The following is a 22794-nucleotide window of genomic DNA, read 5'->3' on the forward strand; positions in this document are numbered from 1 at the left end:
AAATATAAAATAATGATAAATAGCAACAAATATGATGTTATAATAATTGGTGGTAGTTATGCAGGCTTTTCAGCAGCAATGGCTTTAGGACGTTCGTTGCGAAAAGTGTTAATCATTGATAGCGGTAAGCCTTGCAACCAACAAACCCCATATTCACACAATTTCATAACTCACGACGGAAAAAAACCCTCGGATATAAATACTAGGGCAAAAAAACAAGTCTTAAAATATCCAACTGTGACTTTTTTAGAAGACAAAGTTAGCAAAGCTCTTAAAGGAGAAACTAATTTTGAGATAAAAACAGAAAAAGGAGAAACATTTACTGGTAGGAAACTACTTTTTGCAACTGGCTTAAAAGATCTATTTCCACAAATAAATGGGTTTGCAGAATGCTGGGGAATTTCAGTATTACATTGCCCATATTGCCACGGATATGAGGTGAAAAATGAAAGAACTGGCATTATTGCAAACGGAGCCATTGGTTTTGAATTTACAAAAATGATTTCCAATTGGACAAAAGACCTAAGCGTTTTTACGAATGGTGAAACATCACTAACCAAAGAGCAAAACGATATACTTGAAAGAAACAATATTACCATTGTAGAAGATCAAATAGATTACTTTCAGCACAATGATGGAAAAATAATAAATATTGTTTTTAAAAACGGAACAAAAACAGCTATTAAAGCACTTTATGCAAAACCTCCTTTTGAACAGCACTCCTATGTGCCACAAGAATTAGGTTGCGAAATAACAGATCAAGGACTTATTAAAGTTGATTCTTTTCAGAAAACAACTATCAACGGGATTTATGCAGCAGGTGACAATTGTACCGTTGGACGATCACTAGCTCTGGCTGTTTCTTCTGGGTCTGTAGTTGGTGCTATAATAAACAAAGAACTTATAGAGGAAGATTTCACTTAGTTGAAATACAATTTTAATAATGCCATTATTTATTAGCTATAGATAGATTTGTTTTCAATTAAATGTAAGCGGTTCATTGTTAGTAATAAACCGCTTTTTAATTGAAGAATGATATTTAACTGCGTAAGAATTTTATTTGTCGAATATAATTTTTAGATTTGTCTAAAATATAATTTATATAAAATGAAATATTTATTTACAATAGCGCTGTTTTCGGTACTTCAGATCTCATTTTCACAAAATACAGTTACAATTTCTGGTAGAGTAACTATTGAAAATCAAGAGAACCTACAAGCGAATGTTCAATTATTAAAAACTAATTACAAAACCCAAACCGATAGTTTAGGATATTACAAATTAGAAAATGTTCCTCAAGGCAATTATAAAATTCAAATTTCATCCCTTGGATTACAAACTTTAACAAAAAGCATTTCTACAAAAGAAAATCAAACATTGACTTTAGATTTTGAATTATCTAGCGATGAAAACGAGCTAAACGAAGTAGTAATTTCAGGTACATTAAAGGCGGTAAAAAGGCTAGAAAGTGCTGTTCCTGTAGAAGTTTACACACCAGTATTTTTTAAGAAAAACCCAACAGCTAATATTTATGAAGCTTTGCAAAATGTAAATGGAGTCCGTCCTCAGCTTAATTGTGGTGTTTGTAACACTGGAGACATTCATATAAATGGTCTCGAAGGTCCTTATACTGCAGTAATGATTGATGGAATGCCAATTGTGAGCAGTTTATCAACCGTTTATGGATTATCAGGAATTCCGAATTCACTGGTTGAAAGGATAGAAATTGTGAAAGGCCCAGCATCATCCTTATACGGAAGTGAGGCTGTTGGAGGTTTAATTAACATCATAACAAAAAGTGCAGACAATGCACCCGTTTTTTCTGCTGATGTTTTTACAACGAGTTGGCTGGAAACAAATGTAGATTTAGGAGTAAAATTCAATGCTGGAAAAAATGCAACAGCTTTACTGGGAGTTAATTATTTTAATTACAACCAAAGAATCGACAATGATAATGATGGCTTCACAGATGTCACGCTTCAGGATCGCGTATCAGTATTTCAAAAATGGACTTTTAAAAGAAAAGAAAATAGAATCTTCACTATTGCAGGGCGTGGCATGTATGAAGATCGCTGGGGTGGCGATTTGCGCTGGGAGAAAAAATACAGAGGTGGTGATGAAATTTATGGAGAAAGCGTTTATACCAAACGTGCCGAACTTATAGGAAGCTATCAATTACCGACTGATGAAAAATTGATATTCTCATTCTCAGGTAATGTACACTATCAGGACAGTCGCTACGGAACTACCTCTTATATTGCCAACCAAAAAATAGGTTTTGCTCAACTTACTTGGGATAAGAAAATTAAAAATAACGATTTGCTAGCAGGAATAGCGTCACGTTACACTTATTATGACGACAATACAACATCTACACAAGTGCAAGGAAAAAACAATCCAGACAAAACATGGTTGCCTGGTATATTTTTGCAAGATGAAATAACATTTACAGAAAAACACAAAATACTCCTAGGACTTCGATACGATTATAACTCTATCCACGGAAACATTGTAACACCTAGATTTGCCTATAAATTAAAATTCAATGACAATAATATCCTTCGTTTTAATACTGGAACCGGATATCGAGTAGTGAATTTATTTACAGAAGACCATGCTGCTCTAACTGGTTCAAGAGAAGTAGTTATTGCTAATAATCTAAATCCTGAAAAATCAATCAATGCCAATATAAACTACATCAAGAAAATATACTTTAACAGTGGAACATTTATTGGTATCGAAACGACTGCTTTTCATACTCGATTTAGCAATAAAATAATTGCGGATTACGATACAGACCCAAACAAAATCATTTATGACAACATTGATGGGCACGCTGTAAGTCAGGGAATCAGCACAAACATTGACGTAAACTTTAATAACGGATTAAAGTTAATTGCTGGCGCAACGATCATGGATGTTTCAAATATTGAAAACGGAGTCCGTGAAAGACCATATTTAACAGAAAAATTTACAGCAACTTGGAGTGTTTCGTATAAAATCAATCCAATTGATTTAGGAATTGATTATACCGGAAATTTATACAGCTCAATGAAATTACCTTTATTAGGTGATAACGATCCTAGAGACCCAAACTCTCCATGGTATAGTTTGCAAAATATTCAGTTTACCTACACAGGTTGGAAAAATTTTGAGTTGTATGCAGGAATCAAAAACCTACTTAACTTTACTCCAAAACGAGACAATCCATTCTTGATTTCCAGAACAAACGATCCTTTTGATAAAAATGTTGACTACGATGCAAACGGAAAAGTACTTGCAACTCCAAGTAACCCATACGGAATGACATTCGACACAACATATGTTTATGCTCCAAATCAAGGAATACGCAGTTTCTTTGGATTACGCTATAACCTGAGGTAAACATAATTTATGCACAGATTATAAAAATTAAAAGAATCTCAAACCATTGTGTACTTTGCGTATCCCGATAGCTATCGGGACTGTACCCTTTGCGGTCATATTATCGCTGACAAAAAACAAAACAAAAACAAATGAAAAAGCTAATTCTAATTATTTTCTTGATAGGGATTAACTCCAATGGATTTGCTCAACTACGTTCCTATTCGTTTGAACAAATAGACAGTTTACAGCAAATTCAAAAACGGAAAGTTATTGTTTTTATCCACACCGATTGGTGCAAATATTGTCAGGCGATGAAAAACTCAACTTTTAAAAACAAAACAATAATAGCTCAACTCAACTCCGAATTCTATTTTATTGATTTTCATGCAGAAGAAAAAAGAACAATCCGTTTCAATAATCAAACATTCAATTATAAATCAAACGGAAACTCAAGCGGAGTTAACGAATTAGCGATTCAGTTAGGCACCGTTAACAATCAACTAGCTTACCCAATCATTTGTGCTTTAAATCCCGAAAATGAAATCATATTCCAAGACACAAACTATCGCAATGCAAAAGACTTTGAAGTAATATTAGCAAAGTTGAAAGAATAAAAAATCAACCATGTAAGTCATATAAATTCATTAAAATAAAGCCCTTAAACTTGTTTTTACTTATATGGTTATAAAAAAAATTATTGAATAAACGCAACGAATTAAAATTACCTATTTTTGATAAAAATAGTACCACCAAAACATGAAGCATTTCGATTACATTTTTACAGGAACTGGTTTATCAGCAATGATGACAGTTTATAAGATGGTGCTATCTGAGAAGTTTATTGGAAAAACTATTTTATTAATTGATGAGGATTTAAAAAAAACCAATGACCGGACTTGGTGTTTTTGGCAAAAAGAGTCCTCAATTTGGGAAAGTGTCATTTCAAAAAAATGGGATACCGCATTATTTGCCAATGAAAGTTTTAAAAGAGATTTAGATTTAAATCCTTATCAATACAATCAGATTCGTAGTTTAGACTTTTATAATTTTGTTTTTGAACTTATTAAAGAACAAAAGAATGTTACCTTTCTTAACGACAAAGTAACTGATATTAATGAACTCGACACACATGTTTTTGTAGCTACTTCGACTAATACATTTACTTGCAATCAACTTTTAAATAGTATTTATAACAATACATTAATCGAAAACCAGCAACAATATCCTGTTTTACAGCAGCACTTTATTGGGTGGTTCATCAAAAGCAAACAAGATCTTCTTAATCCGGAAGAAGTTACTTTCATGGATTTTTCTGTTGCACAAAAAAACAACACTCGGTTCATGTATGTTTTGCCAACATCAGAAAAAGAAGCTTTAGTAGAATATACCTTATTTTCGCATACCCTTTTAGAAAAACAGGAATATGAATCGGAGATTAAAAGCTATATTCATAATTTAGGCATTCAAGATTATGAGATAGTTGAGAAAGAAAAAGGAAGTATTCCGATGACCTGTTACCCCTTTTGGAAAAGAAACACTAAACGTGTACTGAACATTGGTACAGCAGGTGGATGGACAAAGGCGAGTACAGGGTACACATTCAGGAAGTCGGATAAAAAATCTACCCAATTGGTTGCGTTTCTTGAAACTCAAAATACTAAACCTTCGACACCAATTAAAATGTCCTCGTTCCATAAAAAAGATAAGTTCTGGTTTTATGACCTGCTCTTATTAGATATACTCGACAGAAATAACGAGCTCGGAAGTGAAATATTTTCAGATATGTTTCAAAAAGGAAACCCAGTGTTGATTTTTAAGTTCTTAGACGAAGAAACTAACTTTATTGAAGATGTTAAAGTTATTTTAAAGTGTCCTAAAATACCATTTATAAAAGCGTTATTTAGAGTGATTTTTCTTTCAAAGAAATTCTAACTCTAAACGATAACCATTGAAAAAAATTATTTTAGGTTGCAGCTTTTTAATTCCCTTTCTCACATTTGCACAAGTTCCCAAAAACAAGACACAAGACGCTATTGTTAAACAATCTCTGGATAGTTGTGCTTATAAATACAATTATACATTCCAAATGCAAGAATGGCAAAGCTGTATCGATGAAGGTTTAAAAAAAGACAGCACAATAGCTTATTTATGGCAACAAAAAGCAATGCCGTATTTTAAATGCAAAAAGTACGAGGTTGGAATGTCTTTTTTAGACAAGGCTGTTTTATATAATAAACAGGAATGGCTTCCCTATAGAGGTTTTATAAAATGCATTTTTTCAAGAACATATAAAGAAGCGATCACAGACTTAGAAGAATGCATTAAACTTTATGGAAATGGTTATGTAATGGATCATACCTATAGTTTTTATATCGGACTTTGCTATTTACAATTAAACGAATACGATAAAGCGGAAAAAGTTTTTGACGATTATGTAAATGACATTTACAAAAACAGACAACAATTAGAACATCCTACTGCATACTTTTATCAGGCGATAGCAAAATATGAACTACAAAAATGGGATGAAGCAATTGCAATTTTTGATAAAGCATTAAAAATCTACCCACAATTTTCGGATGCAAAATATTATAAAGCAATTTGTTGGCTGAAATTAGGAAAACCAAAAGAAGAAGTGGTTGCCTTAGTTGGGCTTGCAAGAGAAGATGCAGCAAAGGGATTTACTATTAATGAGGACAATACCGTTTACGAAACGTATCCATATCAAAAAAAGTTCAGCAAATAAGAATTAAACTATAACAAAACTTTATACCTGAATTAAAGTTCTTGTTTTTAAACTTTGTAACTTTGCAATTCGAAAAAGTTAAACTAAAAAAAATAAAAATATGTATCCAGAAGAAATGGTAAAACCAATGCAAGCTGAATTAACAACTGCAGGTTTTCAAGATTTACATAGTGCAGCAGAAGTTGATAACGCAATCAAATCAGAAGGAACAACACTAGTAGTTGTAAATTCAGTATGTGGATGTGCAGCAAGAAACGCACGTCCAGGAGCAAAAATGAGCTTAGAAGGTGCTAAAAAACCGGACCATTTAATCACAGTTTTTGCAGGAGTTGATAAAGAAGCTGTTGATGCAGCTAGACAACATATGTTCCCTTTTCCTCCATCTTCGCCAAGTATGGCATTATTTAAAAATGGAGAGTTAGTTCATATGCTTGAGCGTCACCACATCGAAGGTCGCCCAGCTGAATTAATTGCAGAAAACTTAAAAGATGCTTTCAACGAGCACTGTTAATATTTAAGCTCCTAAGGTTCTGAGTTGTTCAGATTCTGAGGTTCAAAAGAAGCAAAGATTTAAAAAGCACTATTAATTTAGTGCTTTTTTTGTTTGCAGTCTTTGTTCTTTCTTCTTCAATCTTTCGAAACCTTAGTGCTTCTTTATTAAACCTTTGAACCTTTGCAACTCTGAGCCTTTGTAATTTCATAACTTTTTCCTTACCTTTGCACCTCAAAATATTTCTCAACTTAAAACTGTTTATAGCATGCAACTGTATAACACTTTGAGCGCAGAAGAAAGAGCCATCATGATTGATGATGCAGGTAAACAACGTCTTACGTTGTCTTTCTATGCGTATGCAAAAATTCAAGATCCCAAAAAATTTCGCGATGATTTATTTCTAGCCTGGAACGCACTCGATGCTTTAGGCCGAATCTACGTTGCCAACGAAGGAATAAATGCTCAAATGAGTATTCCGGAAGAAAATTTAGAAGCTTTTAGAGCAACTTTAGAAGTCTATGACTTCATGAAAGACTTACGCTTGAATATTGCTGTTGAGCATGATGATCACTCCTTTTTAAAATTAACCATTAAAGTACGTGACAAAATTGTTGCTGACGGTCTTAACGACGATACTTTTGATGTTACAGATATAGGCGTTCACCTGAAGGCCAAAGAATTTAACGATATCCTAGAAGATCCAAATACAATTGTAGTTGATTTTAGAAATCACTATGAAAGTGAAGTTGGTCATTTTAAAGGTGCCATAACTCCAGATGTAGAAACTTTTAGAGAAAGTTTACCGATAATTAACGAGCAACTTCAAAATCATAAAGAAGATAAAAACTTGGTAATGTACTGCACAGGTGGAATTCGTTGTGAGAAAGCAAGTGCTTACTTTAAACATCAAGGGTTTAAGAATGTATATCAACTAGAAGGTGGAATCATTAATTACAAAAAACAACTTGAAGAAGAAGGTTTAGAAAGTAAGTTCATTGGTAAAAACTTTGTATTTGATAATCGTCTAGGCGAAAGAATCACTGATGATATTATTTCACAATGTCATCAATGTGGAAAACCTTGTGACAATCATACCAATTGTGAGAATGACGGATGTCATTTATTGTTTATCCAATGTGATGAATGTAAATCGGCAATGGAAAACTGCTGTTCTACAGAATGCCTTGAAGTTATACATATGCCTTTGGTAGATCAGGTAAGAATGAGAACTGGAAAACAAGTTGGGAACAAAGTGTTTAGAAAAGGAAAATCAGAAAATTTAAAATTCAAACATTCTGGTGAACTACCGGATACAGCTTTGGCAGCGGCTGAGAAACCAGCAGATATTCGCCAGAAAATAAAAGTAAAAAAAGTACTTCTTGGTAAAGCTGAACATTACTATGTAAAAGCACAAGTTGGTCTTTTTACTATCGAAAATCAAGAGTTAAACACTGGTGACACCATCTTAATCTCTGGACCAACTACAGGTAACCAAGAATTGATTTTAGAAAAAATGATGGTTAACGACACTGTAAATACTACTGCTAAAAAAGGAGATAGAGTTACTTTTGAAGTTCCCTTTAGAATTAGATTGTCGGATAAAATCTATAAAATTTTAGACTAATCCATCATGACAATAAACAATACAATTGAACTTATGGCTCCCGCAGGGAGCTTTGAGTCACTTCAGGCTGCGCTTGATAATGGCGCAGATTCTATTTATTTTGGAGTAGAACAACTCAACATGCGAGCACGTTCAACGGTAAACTTTACTATGGACGATTTGCAAGAAATTGCTGTTCGTTGTGCAACCAAAAACGTTCGAAGTTACCTTACGCTAAACACAATTATTTATGACCACGATTTATCGGTTGTAAAAACGTTGTTAAACAAAGCCAAAGAAGCCAATATTACAGCCGTAATTGCATCCGATCAAGCCGTAATTGCGATGGCAAGAACAATTGGTATGGAAGTACATATTTCGACACAGCTGAATGTGACCAATATCGAAACCATAAAATTTTACAGCTTATTTGCAGACACAATGGTTCTAAGTCGAGAATTGAGTCTACGTCAGGTAAAAAGTATTACGGATCAAATTGAGAAAGAACAAATAAAAGGTCCGAATGGAAATTTAGTTGAAATCGAAATTTTTGGACATGGTGCTTTATGTATGGCAGTATCAGGAAAGTGCTATTTGAGTTTACATTCGCATAACTCCTCGGCAAACCGTGGCGCTTGCAAGCAAAATTGTCGTAAAAAATATACTGTTATAGACCAAGAAACTGGTTTTGAAATCGAAGTCGATAACGAGTATTTGATGTCTCCTAAAGATTTATGTACGCTGGATTTTCTTGATCAAGTAATCGATTCTGGAATTCAGGTTTTAAAAATAGAAGGTCGTGGACGTGCTCCCGAATATGTGGCAACAGTAATAAAAACATATCGCGAGGCTATCGATTCCTATTACGATGGTACTTTTTCAAATGATAAAACGGCAGTTTGGATGGAAGCTTTGAATACCGTTTACAATCGTGGTTTTTGGTCAGGGTATTACCTAGGACAAGAACTAGGTGAATGGAGCGATATTCCGGGATCAGCAGCAACGCAAAAGAAAGTCTATGTAGGTAAAGGAACTCACTTCTTTCCAAAGGCTGAAGTTGGGCAATTTAAAATTGAAGCTTACGATATTAAAATTGGGGACAGAATTCTTGTAACTGGGCCAAGTACAGGGGCTCAGGAAATGGTAATCGACGAAATGTATGTAAATGACATTGTAGCTGATAAAGCAACAAAAGGGGATGATTGTACCTTCAAACTTCCTTTCAGAATCAGAATGTCTGATAAATTATATAAAATTGTTGAGGTATAATGGTCATTGTAACATTACAAAGAGACAAGTGTATTGGGTGTAATTACTGTGTAGAAATGGATCCTTTACATTTTCAGATGTCAAAAAAAGATGGAAAATCAGTTTTGATACACTCAGTAAATGCAAAAGGCTTTTTTACTTTAAAGTCATCAAATCATACTATTGTGGAAAGCTGTGAATTGGCAGCAAAAGCCTGCCCAGTAAAAATCATTACGGTAAAAGAAACTTAAAAAGAAAAACCTATTCTAAATATCAAATGAATAGGTTTTTCTTTTTTATAAGGTTAAATTAATGTCTGTTATCACAATTTAAAAAGATGTCAGGTTCATTTTTATCTAAGAATGAAATCCCTGGGCAACCGAAAGAAACGTATTCAAAACCAAAAACCACCTCAGGTTTATTCTTAAACAGTTTACCAGTCCATTGACTAACTTCTTTATCTTCACTATTGTCATTTAATTGTGCAATCGAGTTGCCTTCGCTCTCACGGTAATACTTGTCACAAACTATCTGGTTTGTTTTTTCTTCTTTAACAATTAGCCTTCTCAACACTACTGTTTCTTCTTTTATATAATCCTGTAAAAAGTATTCAAATCCATTTGATTTATAACTATAAGCCATTTTTTTGCTTGCCGTTTTTATCAAATTATTATATTCTGGATTTAGAGCCGTAGCAGGCGCCTTAGCAATTGTTGTTTCTTTCCATTTTATGGCTTTCAATTGCTTCATTGCAAAAGGATTCTTTGAACCAATGCAAACTAGAGTATTCAAATAATAGGAGTTAAATCCTTTTAGTAATTGAGGATCTAGTGCAAATCCAATCATATAATCATGTTGTGAATAAGGCCAATCGGCTCCGTATACATTTATAGCCGCTACTACTTGTAGGGATTTCACAGAAAATGCATTGATATTATTAGTAGCATAATCGTAGACATAAACACTATCTTTTTCTGATATTTTCATTTTAGATAGCATTCTATTTCTATATGTCGAATTCAATACTAGATATTGAGCGTCTTTTTCTCCTAATTTTTTGACATCAGGAATAGCAAGAGAGTCTTTATGTTCGCTTAATTGATATTTATCTGACAATGATATTAACGCAATGGTATCTTTTTCGCCAAAAATTGAATTAACATTATATATATCCAAATCAGATATTTTTTGCGTTTCTACTGCTACAACACTGGTAGGAGTAGTGTCTTTTTTAACTGAATTTATATTTTTTTGATCTAAAGGCTTTTTATTCGTACAGCTAATAAAAAAAGGGATTGCGAATAAAACGTAAAATAATTTGTTCATGGTTTTTTGTTGTAAATAGTATAAAATAGATTGATAATATTTTGAAGGTATTGACAGTAATCTCAACAGCAAAATAATAATTTGCACAGTTGTAGCGAATGACTCATGTCGATGAGGGATATTTCGTTTTTTTAATCAATACTCGAGCTTAAGATTTTAAGATAAACCCTATAAATATAACCCAAATATAAGTTTAAATAATTATTTTAGAATAATCAGAATAGCTTTTTTGGTTAAAAAAACTATTCTTAAATAGTAAGTTCTTTTAACTAAGACAAATAAATAACAAGAGAATTTTCTCTTAAATAGTACTGCCTTTTGTATTTAACGTAGCATTAGTGTTAATCCATTAAAAAGCAAACTAAAAAAAATACTATCTTTACACATTAATCTTTTTAAGAACTTAAGTTGCATTAATTGCAACACTACATATAAAATTATGGCATGTACAAGTTGTTCAACTTCTGATGGTGGCGCACCTAAGGGTTGTAAAAATAATGGGACTTGCGGCACCGATAGCTGCAACAAATTAACCGTTTTTGATTGGCTTTCTAATATGAGTTTACCTAACGGAGAAGCTCCTTTTGATTGTGTTGAAGTACGTTTTAAAAATGGTAGAAAAGAATTCTTTAGAAACGTAGATAAATTAACTTTAAGTATTGGAGATATTGTTGCAACTGTAGCGTCTCCAGGACATGATATAGGAATAGTAACTCTTACAGGCGAATTAGTAAAAATTCAAATGAAGAAAAAAGGAGTTAATCCTGCAAGTAACGAAGTTCCTAAAATTTACCGCAAAGCCTCACAAAAAGATATCGATATCTGGTCGGCGGCTCGTGAAAGAGAAGAACCAATGAAAGTTCGTGCACGTGAGTTAGCGATTGCTCAAAAACTAGAAATGAAAATCTCAGACATTGAATTTCAAGGAGATGGGTCTAAAGCCACATTTTATTATACTGCAAATGACAGAGTCGATTTCAGACTTTTAATTAAAGATTTTGCTAAAGAGTTCAGTACCAGAGTCGAAATGAAACAAGTTGGTTTCCGTCAAGAAGCAGCTCGTTTAGGAGGAATTGGTTCATGTGGAAGAGAATTATGCTGTTCAACTTGGTTGACTGACTTTAGAAGTGTAAATACCTCAGCGGCACGTTACCAACAATTATCTTTAAATCCACAAAAATTGGCTGGACAATGCGGAAAACTAAAGTGTTGTTTAAATTATGAGCTAGATACTTACATGGATGCTCTTAAAGATTTTCCTGATTATGATACTAAATTAGTTACCGAAAAAGGAGATGCTGTTTGCCAAAAACAAGACATTTTTAAAGGATTAATGTGGTTTGCTTACACAAATAACTTTGCAAATTGGCATGTTTTAAAAATTGATCAGGTAAAAGAAATCGTTGCCGAAAACAAACTCAAAAAAAGAGTTTCATCACTTGAAGATTTTGCAATAGAAGTTGCTCAAGAGCCTGAAAAAGACTTTAATAATGCTATGGGGCAAGAAAGTTTAACTCGTTTTGATCAACCTAAAAGAAAGAAAAAACCAGCTAAAAAACGCAAAACTATTGGTGAAAATGCTGCTGCAGCTCCTGCAATTGCTCCTAACAATCAAGCACCCAAAAATCAAAATCCAAAAGGCAATAAGCCAGCTGGAAACAATAATAACAATAAGCCAAACAATAATGCTGCGAATGATAAGAAACCAGCTGGCCCTAGAAAACCAATAATTATTACAAAAAATGAGAATAAAAAATAGCGCGATTCTTCTTTTGATGGCTATACTTCTTTTTTCATGCGATAAAAAAAGAGTATTTGATGAATACAAATCTGTTGGATCTGCCTGGCATAAAGATAGTATTGTAACATTTAATTTACCAGAATTAGATTCAACCAAACGATACAATTTATTTGTAAATTTGAGAGATAATAACAATTATCCTTTCAATAATATATTTTTAATTGTTGCTATTGAAACCCAAAGCGGATTCACCAAAGTAGATACCCTTGAATACCAAATGGCACACCCCGATGGAACTTTAATGGGCAATGGATTTACGGATATAAAAGAAAGTAAACTCTTTTACAAAGAGGACGTTAAATTTAAAGGGAAATACAAAGTTCACATCAAACAAGCAGTTAGAGAGTCTGGAAAAGTGCCTGGTGTACAACAACTTGATGGAATTACTGATGTAGGTTTTAGAATTGAAAAAAAAGATTAGAATAGATTTATATGGCTGCTAAAAAAAACAATCCAACAAAAACTGATAAAGACATAAATTATTACAAAAAGACCTTTTGGAAAATTTTCGGTTATGGTTTATTAGGTGTTATTACCTTTTTCTTATTTGCTTCATGGGGGATCTTTGGTTCTATGCCTTCATTTGAAGACTTAGAAAATCCTGATTCTAATTTAGCTACTGAAATCATCTCCTCAGATGGAGTAGTTATTGGTAAGTATTTCCAGACAAACAGGTCACAGTTAAAATATTCTGACTTACCTAAAAGTCTTGTTGAAGCACTTGTAGCAACAGAAGATGAGCGTTTTTACGAACATTCGGGTATCGACGGACGTGGAACTTTAAGAGCTATTGCAAGTTTAGGAACTAGTGGAGGAGCAAGTACCCTTACGCAACAATTAGCCAAACAATTATTTCATGGAGAAGGATCAAAATTTTTACCTTTTAGAATTGTACAAAAAGTAAAAGAATGGATTATTGCCATTCGTTTAGAAAGACAATATACTAAAAACGAAATAATTGCAATGTATTGCAACGTATATGACTTTGGTAATTATTCCGTTGGTGTAAGTTCTGCTGCACAAACCTATTTTTCTAAGGAACCGAAAGATTTAACAATGGACGAATCGGCAATATTAGTCGGAATGTTCAAGAACTCAGGTTTATACAATCCCGTAAGAAATCCGCAAGGAGTTAAAAATCGTCGTAACGTTGTACTTGCCCAAATGGAAAAAGCAGGTATGATTACAGAGGATCAAAAAAACAAGTTACAAGCCCTTCCTATCTCACTGAAGTTTAAACTAGAAAGTCACCGAGAAGGAACTGCAACTTACTTTAGAGAATACCTACGTGATTATATGAAAAAATGGGTAGCTGAGAATAAAAAACCAGACGGTTCAGACTACAACATTTACAAAGATGGTCTAAAAATATATACTACTATTGATTCTAGAATGCAATTACATGCTGAAGAAGCAGTTGCGGCACATATGAAAAACTTACAGGAAGAGTTTTTCTTACAATCAAAAACAAATAAAAATGCTCCTTTTGTTAATATTTCTGAAGCTGAAACGCAACGAATTATAAATCAAGCTATGAAATCTTCGTACCGTTGGTCAGTAATGAAAGCTGCCGATAAAAGCGATGAAGAAATCATAAAATCATTTAGCGAAAAAACAAAAATGACTGTGTTTACCTGGAAAGGTGAAAGAGATACAATCATGACCCCTTTAGATTCTATACGTTATTACAAACACTTTTTACAAGCTGGTTTAATGGCAATGGAACCACAAACGGGTAGTATCAAGGCTTGGGTTGGTGGAATCAATTACAAATATTTTCAATACGATCACGTAGGGCAAGGGGCTAGACAAGTAGGTTCTACATTCAAACCGTTTGTTTATGCTGCTGCAATTGAGCAATTAAATATGTCTCCTTGCGACTCTATTCTTGATGGTCCATTTATGATTCACAAAGGACGTCATCATGTTACAGCCGATTGGGAACCAAGAAACTCTGACAACAGATATCGTGGAATGGTAACTTTAAAACAAGGTTTAGCTAACTCTATCAACACTGTATCAGCAAAATTAATTGATCGTGTTGGTCCTGAAGCGGTAGTTGAACTAGCACATAAACTAGGTGTGAAATCTCAAATCCCAGTACAACCTTCAATCGCATTAGGTGCTGTTGAAATCACAGTCGAAGATATGGTTGCTGCTTACAGCACATTTGCAAACCAAGGTGTTTATGTAAAACCACAGTTCCTAAACCGAATTGAAAATAAAAGCGGTGAAGTAATTTATGAGCCAATTCCAGAATCTCACGATGTACTAAATAAAGACATTGCCTTTGCGGTAATTAAATTGCTTCAAGGAGTTACCGAAAGTGGTTCAGGTTCACGTTTACGCACTGAAGGTGGCGGTAGTGGAGACAAACGCTGGACAGGATATCCATACATGTTCCGTAATCCTATTGCTGGAAAAACAGGAACAACACAAAATCAGTCAGATGGTTGGTTTATGGGTATGGTTCCGAACTTAGTAACGGGTGTTTGGGTAGGTTGTGAAGACCGTTCGGCACGTTTTAAAAGTATTACCTACGGACAAGGTGCAACAGCAGCCTTACCTGTTTGGGGTTATTTCATGAAACTTTGTTATGCCGATCCTGCTTTACAAGTATCAAAATCTGAATTTGAAAGACCTTCAAATCTTTCGATAAAAGTAGATTGCTACTCTGCTCCAAAAGTCAAAGACACAACAGACATTGAGCAAAACACAGACGAATTCGAACTGTAGTTTAAATTCATTTCTATAAAATAAAAATATCCTTTTGTTGCTTCTGATTTTTCGGAAGACGCAAAAGGATTTTTTTTGGAACAAATTGAATGCAGATTAATCCAAAAAAATAAAAGATTAACCGCAAAGCACGCAAAGTTTTTAAATCCTTTTAATCAGGGTAATCTGTGGCTTAAAAATTTACCACAAAGTTCACAAAGATAAAAGCACAAAGTTCGCAAAGTTATTTATAGATTAAGCTTTGCCAACTTTGCGTAAACCTTAGCGCCCTTTGCGGTTAATCACAATCGTTGTTAAATTATATCCCACAAATTACCTTGTAGATTTATTTTTTACGAAATCGTTATAATTTAATCTAAAATTGGTATTTTTATCAAAAATATACGTCAATACAAGACAAATAATATGATTAGTAAAAAAGTCAACACCGTTCAGGAAGCAATTCAAGGAATTAAAAACGACATGACAATTATGTTTGGCGGATTTGGTTTATGTGGCATTCCAGAAAATACTATTGCCGAATTGGTAAAAACAGAAACCTCAGGGCTTACTTGTATCTCAAACAATGCAGGTGTAGATGATTTTGGTTTAGGGTTATTATTGCAAAAAAAGCAAATCAAGAAAATGATTTCTTCTTATGTTGGTGAAAATGCTGAATTCGAACGTCAGATGCTTTCTGGAGAATTAGATGTAGAACTCATTCCACAAGGAACATTAGCAGAACGTTGCCGTTCAGCGCAAGCTGGAATCCCTGCTTTTTTTACTCCTGCAGGTTACGGGACAGAAGTTGCCGAAGGCAAAGAAGTTCGTGAATTTAATGGAAAAATGCATATTATGGAAGAAGCATTCAAAGCTGACTTTGCAATTGTAAAAGCATGGAAAGGCGATGAAGCTGGAAATCTTATCTTTAAAGGAACAGCTAGAAACTTTAATGCCTGCATGGCTGGGGGAGCAAAAATCACCATTGCCGAAGTTGAAGAACTGGTTCCTGCTGGAACATTAGATCCCAATCAAATTCATATTCCTGGAATTATGGTTCAACGCATTTTTCAGGGAGAAAAATTTGAGAAGAGAATTGAGCAGCGTACGGTAAGACAGAGAAATTAGATAATTGAGACAATTAGATAATTCTCACTGAATGGTTTAAATTATCAAATTGGCACATTAAAAAAATTGACACATTAAAAAAGATATGTTAACAAAAGAAGATATTGCAAAACGAATTGCACAAGAGCTTAAAGACCGTTTTTTTGTGAATTTAGGCATCGGAATACCAACATTGGTAGCAAACTATATTCCGAAAGGAATTGATGTCGAATTTCAAAGCGAAAACGGTGTTCTAGGAATGGGGCCTTTCCCTTTTGAAGGAGAAGAAGATGCAGATGTTATTAATGCAGGAAAACAAACCATAACCACATTGCCTGGAGCTAGTTTCTTTGATTCAGCTTTTAGCTTTGGAATGATTCGTAGCCAAAAAGTAGACTTAACTATTCTTGGAGCTATGGAAGTTTCTGAAAATGGAGATATTGCCAATTGGAAAATTCCTGGAAAAATGGTAAAAGGAATGGGTGGTGCAATGGATCTAGTAGCTTCTGCAGAAAACATTATTGTTGCCATGATGCATGTAAACAAAGCAGGTGAGTCTAAAATACTAAAAAAATGCAGTTTACCGTTAACTGGAGTTGGTTGTGTAAAGAAAGTTGTTACCGAATTGGCTGTTTTAGAAATAACTCCAAAAGGTTTTAAACTTTTAGAACGAGCTCCTGGTGTTTCTGTTGAACACATTATAGTTTCAACCGAAGCAAACTTAATAATTGAAGGTGACATTCCTGAAATGATTATCGATTAACGATTCATTCTAAAAAATCCTAAAAAAGGCTAACATTTTTACATGTTAGCCTTTTTTAATTTCAACTACCCTGCAGTCCTCTCCATATTAAAATATGAACACTCGTAATTAATTAAAAAACAATATGTTAGCTAATTTGAAAAACAATGATTTAATAATAAAAACAAGTTATTTCTGACTATTATTAATATAATGTTATTATTTATTAAATATTCCACAACAAATGTTGTATTTTATCGATTAAAGGAAATTATGTGTTTTTATTTAACAAAATGTTTATAATTTTATTATTAATTAAAGTATTTACCTACATGCTTTAATTCATTTATAAACAAATTATCAAATTAACATTTAACCCCAAATCGATTATGAAAAGTACATTACCCCAAATTGCCACAACAACAGCTGTTGTGCTTACATTCTCTTTATCGGCATTTGCGCAAATAACAGATAAGCGCGTAAGCCAAAAAAATGTATCCGAAAATGGACAACCTAGTCTAATCACCTTTAGTGACAAATCAACCTACAAAGGTTCTGATTCTCAAAAGGTATTTCAGGATCAATTAGGTTTAAAAGAAAATCAATCCTTTGCAAGAGTCAAAACAGAATCTGATCCACAGGGCTACACACATGAAAAATTTCAATTGTATGAACAAGGCGTTAAAGTAGAGTTTGCAAACTACACTTTACATTCAAAAGATGGTAAATTAGTTTCTATGAATGGTGAGTATTACAACATCGATAAAGTAAATACAAAACCAAAACTTTCAGCTCAAGATGCTTTTAATAGAGCAGTTAGCTACACTGGTGCCAAGCAATACCTTTGGGAAACACCTAATGACGCTAAAGAGATTGGTTATGAAAAACCAAAAGGAGAACTAGTGTTATTGCCATCTATGGAAGATCAAGGTACTAACAGAACAACCGACAAGGTTCGTTTAGCCTATAAATTTGACATTTACGCAACAAATCCTGTAAGCAGGGGGGATTTATACATCGATGCTGAAAACGGTCAAGTACTGTTTTATAATGCAACTATAAAGCATCTTGGAGAACATGCTCATGGTAGTAAGTTAAAATCAACTAATGTTAATGCAAAAAAACTAAAAGACGATGCCGGTTCTAAAATGGCTTTTGTTGCAGCAAATGCGGCTACACGTTATAGCGGAACTCAGGTAATTCAAACAACTTTAAGTGGATCTTCATATATACTAGCAGATGCAACAAGAGGTTTAGGCATAAACACGTATAATATGAAAAAAGGAACTAGTTATACTGCTGCAGTAAATTTTACAGATGCAGATAATAACTGGACTGCTGCTGAATATGCAAATACGAACAAAGATAATGGTGCACTTGACGCCCATTGGGGAGCTGAAAAAACGTATGATTATTGGTCAACAGTGCATGGTAGAAATAGTTTTAATAATGCAGGTGCTATCATAAAAAGCTATGTACACTACAGTAATGCATACGATAATGCCTACTGGGATGGTAGCGTAATGACTTATGGTGACGGAAGTGGAACTTACTTTGATATCTTAACTGCTATTGATGTAGCTGGACACGAAATTGGTCATGCCGTTTGTACTTATACAGCAAACTTAGCCTATCAAAAAGAATCTGGTGCGATGAATGAAGGTTTCTCTGATATTTGGGGAGCTTGTATTGAGTATTATGCCGCGCCTTCTAAATCTATTTGGCTAATTGGTGAAGATATAGAAAGAAGAGCTGGTCATCTTTCTCTTCGTTCTATGAGTAACCCTAAAGCCGAAGGGCAACCTGATACTTATGGTGGTACAAACTGGAAAGTTATTAATTGCGGAACCCCTACTCAAGCCAATGATTATTGTGGTGTTCATACAAATTCTGGTGTATTAAACCATTGGTTTTATATCTTGTCTGTAGGTAAGACAGGAACAAATGATATAGGCAGTTCTTATAGTGTAACAGGAATTACAATTGATAAAGCTGCAAAAATTGCTTATCGTTTAGAGAGTGTTTATCTAACTGCTAATTCTACTTTTGCAAATGCCAGAACATCTGGGATACAATCAGCTATTGATTTATATGGCGCTGGATCACCAGAGGTAATTGCAACAACTGACGCATTTTATGCGGTAGGTGTTGGAGCTGCTTATTCAGGATCTACAGACACAATTGCCCCTACAGCTCCAACTGCTCTTGCAGCTTCTGGAACAACTGGAACAACTACTAATTTATCATGGACTGCAGCAACAGATAATGTAGCCGTAACTGGATACGATATTTACCAAGGAACAACTCTTAAAGGCTCATCTACAACTACAACTTATACTGTAACTGGGCTAACTGCTTTAACTGCTTATAGTTTTAGTGTAAAAGCCAAAGATGCTGCAGGAAATGTTTCGCCAGCAAGTAATACTGTAAATGTAACAACACTAGCCAATACTGTTACCTATTGTGCTTCACAAGGAAACAATACTGCCGACGAAAGAATTGGTAAGGTTGTATTTGGTACAATTAACAATACCTCAACAGGTACAGCTGGTTATGAAAACTTTACATCAATTTCAACCAATGTAGCTGCTGGAACTGCTTATACTATCACAATAACTCCTGCATGGACATCTACAACTTACAGTGAAGGTTATGCTGTTTTTATAGATTATAACCAAGATGGTGATTTTGCAGATTCAGGCGAAACTGTTTGGACAAAAGCAACTTCTACAACAACTCCTGTAACTGGAACAATTACAATTCCAGCTTCGGCCACTCTTGGGACTACACGATTGAGAGTTGCTATGAAATACAACGGAATTCCAACTTCTTGTGAAGCTTTTTCTTATGGTCAAGTAGAGGATTACTCTGTGAATATTACTGCTGCTGGTGCAATTGTAACTCCAGAAGTAACTGCAGGATTAATAGAAACTAATGATAATACAAGTTTTGCCTTATATCCAAATCCTGTTAATAATGAGTTGAATGTTTCGTTAGCAAAAAGTGATGGAGCTACTTTCAGGATTACAAATAATCTTGGACAGCAAGTAACTGCAGGACAATTAAGCGGAACATCGATAGATGTTAGCAGCCTGAATACTGGTATTTACATCATAGAATTAAATAACGGCGGAAAAAGAATCGTTAAAAAATTCGTTAAGAAATAAATTGTTGCTTACTAAAAACGAAAAAGCCTCGCAACAGCGAGGCTTTTTTTATTCTGCAAATTGAGGATAAAATTCATTAAAAGTAATGTCTTTTTTCCAGTATACCTTTTCCTTTGGGGTTAACAAACGTTTTTCCCATTTGTTGTTTTTCAAATGAAATACGATAGAATCCGAATGTTCAACGGTTCCCATATCTTCATCATTAACATCTTCTTTACCGCCGTAAGAAACTCTTTTGCTATAAAAAGAAACTGGTTCATTTTTAGGATTTATTCCTCCAAATTCTAACCAACTTCCCCAACCACCGTCACTCATAGAGTCCCAATCGTGCACAAGCTGTACGTTATTATTTTTCAGATAATACAAATAGTGTCGTCGATTATATCCACAAGCTTCATAACCAAAACTGATGTGGATAAAAGGTGATACCGTAGCATTGTCCTCATCTGATAAACCATATGTAGCGCCCCAATTCGAACCTTCGGTAAATGGGTCAATGGTAACTTTCTCAGAACCAACTTTTGTTTTATTAGTAAAGAAATCAAGTCTGTATTGAACAGTTATTAGACTGTCTTTATCAATTTTCTTATCTAAAAGAGAAGCTAAAATATAGTTACTCGCTCCTATTTCTTCATTCCCGGAAATATAAATCGTATCTATTTTTGGGGTAGTCCTGTTAAATGCTGGCTTTGCAGTCATTTCTTTTTTGTCTTCCTTAGTCCACTTTGGACCTACTGTTGCTGGTTCTTTTTTACAACTTACCAGAGCCAACAAAAACAACGTAATGTAAATTCTATTCATATTAATCAACTAACGTTTAAGCTAATAGACTCGTAACTAAAAAAAGCAACATTAGTGCAATTGCAATGTATTTGGTGTATTTACTAATTCTCATACTGTTTTATATTTATATAATTTTTAATTTAAATTCTACTTATTAAAAAAACCAACTCGCCACAAATATAGCTGTAATCACACAAATTACATCTACCAAAAGCATAGTTCCTAATGCGTAACGGGTGTTTTTTATGTTTACTGACCCAAAGTAAACTGCAATTACATAGAAAGTACTTTCGGCACTACATTGAAAAATACTACTCAATCTTCCGGTCATAGAATCTGCTCCAAAAGTATTCATCGAATCGATCAAGAAACCTCGTGAACCCGCAGAACTAAAAGGACGAAGCATTGCAACTGGTAACGCATCGGTGATTTCTTTGCTCACTCCCATATTCGAAAAAATAAAAGCGATCCAATGGCTGATAATTTCAAACAAACCACTATTTCTAAATAAAGAAATAGCCACCAACATTCCTAAAACATAAGGGAAGATAGTAACTCCTGTTTTAACTCCATTGTTTGCTCCTACTACAAAAGCATCAAAAACGGTAGTCTCAGCAGCAATAAATTTTTTCTCATGTCTAAGAGAGAAAACCAACGTAAAACCTATGATTGCAAACAATATCAATCCTGAAAGATTGGATGTAAAGAAGTTTTTACCAATTAAATCTAAACTATTTACATAGAATAAAAGTCCAACTATGGCAGCAATCATAACCATCAATCCTAAAACTAAAGAAGCACTCTTGAAATTGATTTTTTGTTTAACACCAACAATTAAAAAAGCAGCAATTGTCCCGATAAAAGAGGTAATAATACAAGGCAACATTACATCGGCTGGATTAGTAGCACCAGCAGCTGCACGATATCCGATGATAGAAGTTGCTATTAATGTAAGCCCTGAAGCGTGCAAACACATAAACATAATTTGCGCATCACTGGCTTTGTCCTTATCTGGATTTATTTCTTGTAAACTTTCCATGGCTTTAAGACCAAAGGGAGTAGCTGCAGAATCTAATCCTAAGAAGTTAGCTGCAAAATTTAAGGTCATATACGAAATCGATGGGTGATTTTTTGGAATACTAGGAAACACTTTTACAAACACTGGACTCAAGCCTTTTGCTAATTTCCCTGAAGCTCCAGAAATAATTAAAAGCTCCATCAATCCGCAGAAAAAAGCCAGATAAGCAATAAGTGGAAGAATCAAGTCGACCAAAGTACTCTTACAAGTCGGTAACAAACCATCTGATTTCTGAACTCCGCTAAAAATCTTTACCGTTTTGTTTTTATAAACGTAGGTTGTATCTGCATTTGAAGCATCACGATTGATAATAACAGTATTGTCTGGCGCTTTCTTAATACTATCTCTTACAAATGCTGGAATTTGCTCAATATATTTTTCAGAGATTAAAATAGGTTCATCTTTCTTACCATTCAAAACATAATCAATAGTATATGTATTACCAGTAAACAAACTGATTACAATAAAAGCAATTGACGAAATAAATATCGCTAGCCAAAATCTACTTAACACCATAATTATAATTTTTTGTAAATGTAATTATTTAGCCATAATATGCACAATCATTTTACTTAGCAAACGAGAAGTATTTGTTTAAAACCCTCTATTTCGCATAAAA

At 33.9% G+C, this 22794-nt stretch carries 18 protein-coding genes; 15 read left to right on the forward strand and 3 right to left on the reverse strand.

The features are described from left to right. Nucleotides 1-12 precede the first annotated feature (12 nt). The 9 genes from LPB87_RS07500 to LPB87_RS07540 all read left to right on the forward strand — a co-directional run bounded on the left by LPB87_RS07500 (nt 13) and on the right by LPB87_RS07540 (nt 9707). On the forward strand, nt 13-924 hold the full coding sequence (locus LPB87_RS07500; protein WP_230605499.1) for an NAD(P)/FAD-dependent oxidoreductase: 912 nt from the start codon (nt 13-15) through the stop codon (nt 922-924). A 183-nt stretch (nt 925-1107) separates the two neighbouring features. After that, on the forward strand, nt 1108-3384 hold the full coding sequence (locus tag LPB87_RS07505) for a TonB-dependent receptor (RefSeq protein WP_230605500.1): 2277 nt from the start codon (nt 1108-1110) through the stop codon (nt 3382-3384). Between the two features lie 131 nt (nt 3385-3515). Then, nucleotides 3516-3980, forward strand: coding sequence for a thioredoxin family protein (locus LPB87_RS07510; RefSeq protein ID WP_230605501.1), 465 nt, complete (start codon nt 3516-3518; stop codon nt 3978-3980). Nucleotides 3981-4122: 142 nt separating this feature from the next. Beyond that, nucleotides 4123-5298, forward strand: a complete 1176-nt coding sequence (locus LPB87_RS07515; RefSeq protein ID WP_230605502.1) for a lycopene cyclase family protein — start codon at nt 4123-4125, stop codon at nt 5296-5298. A gap of 16 nt (nt 5299-5314) precedes the next feature. Beyond that, complete coding sequence (locus tag LPB87_RS07520; protein ID WP_230605503.1) at nt 5315-6112, forward strand: tetratricopeptide repeat protein; 798 nt, start codon at nt 5315-5317, stop codon at nt 6110-6112. A gap of 100 nt (nt 6113-6212) precedes the next feature. After that, complete coding sequence (locus LPB87_RS07525) at nt 6213-6623, forward strand: BrxA/BrxB family bacilliredoxin (RefSeq protein WP_129540254.1); 411 nt, start codon at nt 6213-6215, stop codon at nt 6621-6623. Between the two features lie 247 nt (nt 6624-6870). After that, nucleotides 6871-8229, forward strand: coding sequence for a rhodanese-related sulfurtransferase (locus tag LPB87_RS07530; protein WP_230605504.1), 1359 nt, complete (start codon nt 6871-6873; stop codon nt 8227-8229). A gap of 6 nt (nt 8230-8235) precedes the next feature. Then, on the forward strand, nt 8236-9477 hold the full coding sequence (locus tag LPB87_RS07535; protein ID WP_230605505.1) for a peptidase U32 family protein: 1242 nt from the start codon (nt 8236-8238) through the stop codon (nt 9475-9477). Next, the gene (locus LPB87_RS07540; RefSeq protein WP_230605506.1) at nt 9477-9707 is read left to right on the forward strand and encodes a ferredoxin; all 231 of its coding nucleotides are present in this window, start codon (nt 9477-9479) and stop codon (nt 9705-9707) included. The genes LPB87_RS07535 and LPB87_RS07540 overlap by 1 nt, the downstream gene beginning before the upstream one ends. 58 nt (nt 9708-9765) lie before the next feature. Here LPB87_RS07540 and LPB87_RS07545 read toward each other — a convergent pair whose 3' ends face one another. Further along, nucleotides 9766-10782, reverse strand: coding sequence for an oxidoreductase (locus LPB87_RS07545; protein ID WP_230605507.1), 1017 nt, complete (start codon nt 10780-10782; stop codon nt 9766-9768). Between the two features lie 439 nt (nt 10783-11221). Here LPB87_RS07545 and ricT point away from each other — a divergent pair, with 439 nt between their 5' ends. From ricT to LPB87_RS07575, 6 genes are all read left to right on the forward strand, one after another. Then, a complete protein-coding gene (gene ricT / locus LPB87_RS07550) occupies nt 11222-12541 on the forward strand; it encodes a regulatory iron-sulfur-containing complex subunit RicT (protein WP_230605508.1) in 1320 nt (439 codons plus the stop codon). Next, nucleotides 12525-13004, forward strand: coding sequence for a gliding motility lipoprotein GldH (locus LPB87_RS07555; protein WP_230605509.1), 480 nt, complete (start codon nt 12525-12527; stop codon nt 13002-13004). The genes ricT and LPB87_RS07555 overlap by 17 nt, the downstream gene beginning before the upstream one ends. 11 nt (nt 13005-13015) lie before the next feature. Continuing rightward, on the forward strand, nt 13016-15319 hold the full coding sequence (locus LPB87_RS07560) for a transglycosylase domain-containing protein (RefSeq protein ID WP_129540247.1): 2304 nt from the start codon (nt 13016-13018) through the stop codon (nt 15317-15319). A 405-nt stretch (nt 15320-15724) separates the two neighbouring features. Then, entirely contained in the window at nt 15725-16426 is a 702-nt protein-coding gene (locus tag LPB87_RS07565) for a CoA transferase subunit A (RefSeq protein WP_129540246.1), read from the forward strand. 85 nt (nt 16427-16511) lie between these two features. Beyond that, nucleotides 16512-17168, forward strand: a complete 657-nt coding sequence (locus tag LPB87_RS07570; RefSeq protein WP_129540245.1) for a CoA transferase subunit B — start codon at nt 16512-16514, stop codon at nt 17166-17168. Between the two features lie 368 nt (nt 17169-17536). Further along, a complete protein-coding gene (locus LPB87_RS07575; RefSeq protein ID WP_230605510.1) occupies nt 17537-20314 on the forward strand; it encodes a M4 family metallopeptidase in 2778 nt (925 codons plus the stop codon). 48 nt (nt 20315-20362) lie between these two features. Here the strand turns inward: LPB87_RS07575 and LPB87_RS07580 are convergent, their stop codons facing one another. Beyond that, on the reverse strand, nt 20363-21115 hold the full coding sequence (locus LPB87_RS07580; protein ID WP_230605511.1) for a hypothetical protein: 753 nt from the start codon (nt 21113-21115) through the stop codon (nt 20363-20365). A gap of 136 nt (nt 21116-21251) precedes the next feature. Next, nucleotides 21252-22691, reverse strand: coding sequence for a nucleoside recognition domain-containing protein (locus LPB87_RS07585; protein WP_129540243.1), 1440 nt, complete (start codon nt 22689-22691; stop codon nt 21252-21254). Nucleotides 22692-22794 lie beyond the last annotated feature (103 nt).

The organism is Flavobacterium sp. EDS (genome assembly GCF_020991525.1).
Lineage (GTDB): Bacteria > Bacteroidota > Bacteroidia > Flavobacteriales > Flavobacteriaceae > Flavobacterium.

What these genes read in the sequence shown, in the direction of transcription:
- LPB87_RS07505 (WP_230605500.1), top strand. Translation starts at nt 1,108, where the DNA reads ATGAAATATTTATTTACAATAGCGCTGTTTTCGGTACTTCAGATCTCA.
- LPB87_RS07565 (WP_129540246.1), top strand. Translation starts at nt 15,725, where the DNA reads ATGATTAGTAAAAAAGTCAACACCGTTCAGGAAGCAATTCAAGGAATT.
- LPB87_RS07510 (WP_230605501.1), top strand. Translation starts at nt 3,516, where the DNA reads ATGAAAAAGCTAATTCTAATTATTTTCTTGATAGGGATTAACTCCAAT.
- ricT (WP_230605508.1), top strand. Translation starts at nt 11,222, where the DNA reads ATGGCATGTACAAGTTGTTCAACTTCTGATGGTGGCGCACCTAAGGGT.
- LPB87_RS07545 (WP_230605507.1), bottom strand. Translation starts at nt 10,782, where the DNA reads ATGAACAAATTATTTTACGTTTTATTCGCAATCCCTTTTTTTATTAGC.
- LPB87_RS07500 (WP_230605499.1), top strand. Translation starts at nt 13, where the DNA reads ATGATAAATAGCAACAAATATGATGTTATAATAATTGGTGGTAGTTAT.
- LPB87_RS07540 (WP_230605506.1), top strand. Translation starts at nt 9,477, where the DNA reads ATGGTCATTGTAACATTACAAAGAGACAAGTGTATTGGGTGTAATTAC.
- LPB87_RS07560 (WP_129540247.1), top strand. Translation starts at nt 13,016, where the DNA reads ATGGCTGCTAAAAAAAACAATCCAACAAAAACTGATAAAGACATAAAT.
- LPB87_RS07575 (WP_230605510.1), top strand. Translation starts at nt 17,537, where the DNA reads ATGAAAAGTACATTACCCCAAATTGCCACAACAACAGCTGTTGTGCTT.
- LPB87_RS07580 (WP_230605511.1), bottom strand. Translation starts at nt 21,115, where the DNA reads ATGAATAGAATTTACATTACGTTGTTTTTGTTGGCTCTGGTAAGTTGT.
- LPB87_RS07535 (WP_230605505.1), top strand. Translation starts at nt 8,236, where the DNA reads ATGACAATAAACAATACAATTGAACTTATGGCTCCCGCAGGGAGCTTT.
- LPB87_RS07530 (WP_230605504.1), top strand. Translation starts at nt 6,871, where the DNA reads ATGCAACTGTATAACACTTTGAGCGCAGAAGAAAGAGCCATCATGATT.
- LPB87_RS07525 (WP_129540254.1), top strand. Translation starts at nt 6,213, where the DNA reads ATGTATCCAGAAGAAATGGTAAAACCAATGCAAGCTGAATTAACAACT.
- LPB87_RS07585 (WP_129540243.1), bottom strand. Translation starts at nt 22,691, where the DNA reads ATGGTGTTAAGTAGATTTTGGCTAGCGATATTTATTTCGTCAATTGCT.
- LPB87_RS07555 (WP_230605509.1), top strand. Translation starts at nt 12,525, where the DNA reads ATGAGAATAAAAAATAGCGCGATTCTTCTTTTGATGGCTATACTTCTT.
- LPB87_RS07570 (WP_129540245.1), top strand. Translation starts at nt 16,512, where the DNA reads ATGTTAACAAAAGAAGATATTGCAAAACGAATTGCACAAGAGCTTAAA.
- LPB87_RS07515 (WP_230605502.1), top strand. Translation starts at nt 4,123, where the DNA reads ATGAAGCATTTCGATTACATTTTTACAGGAACTGGTTTATCAGCAATG.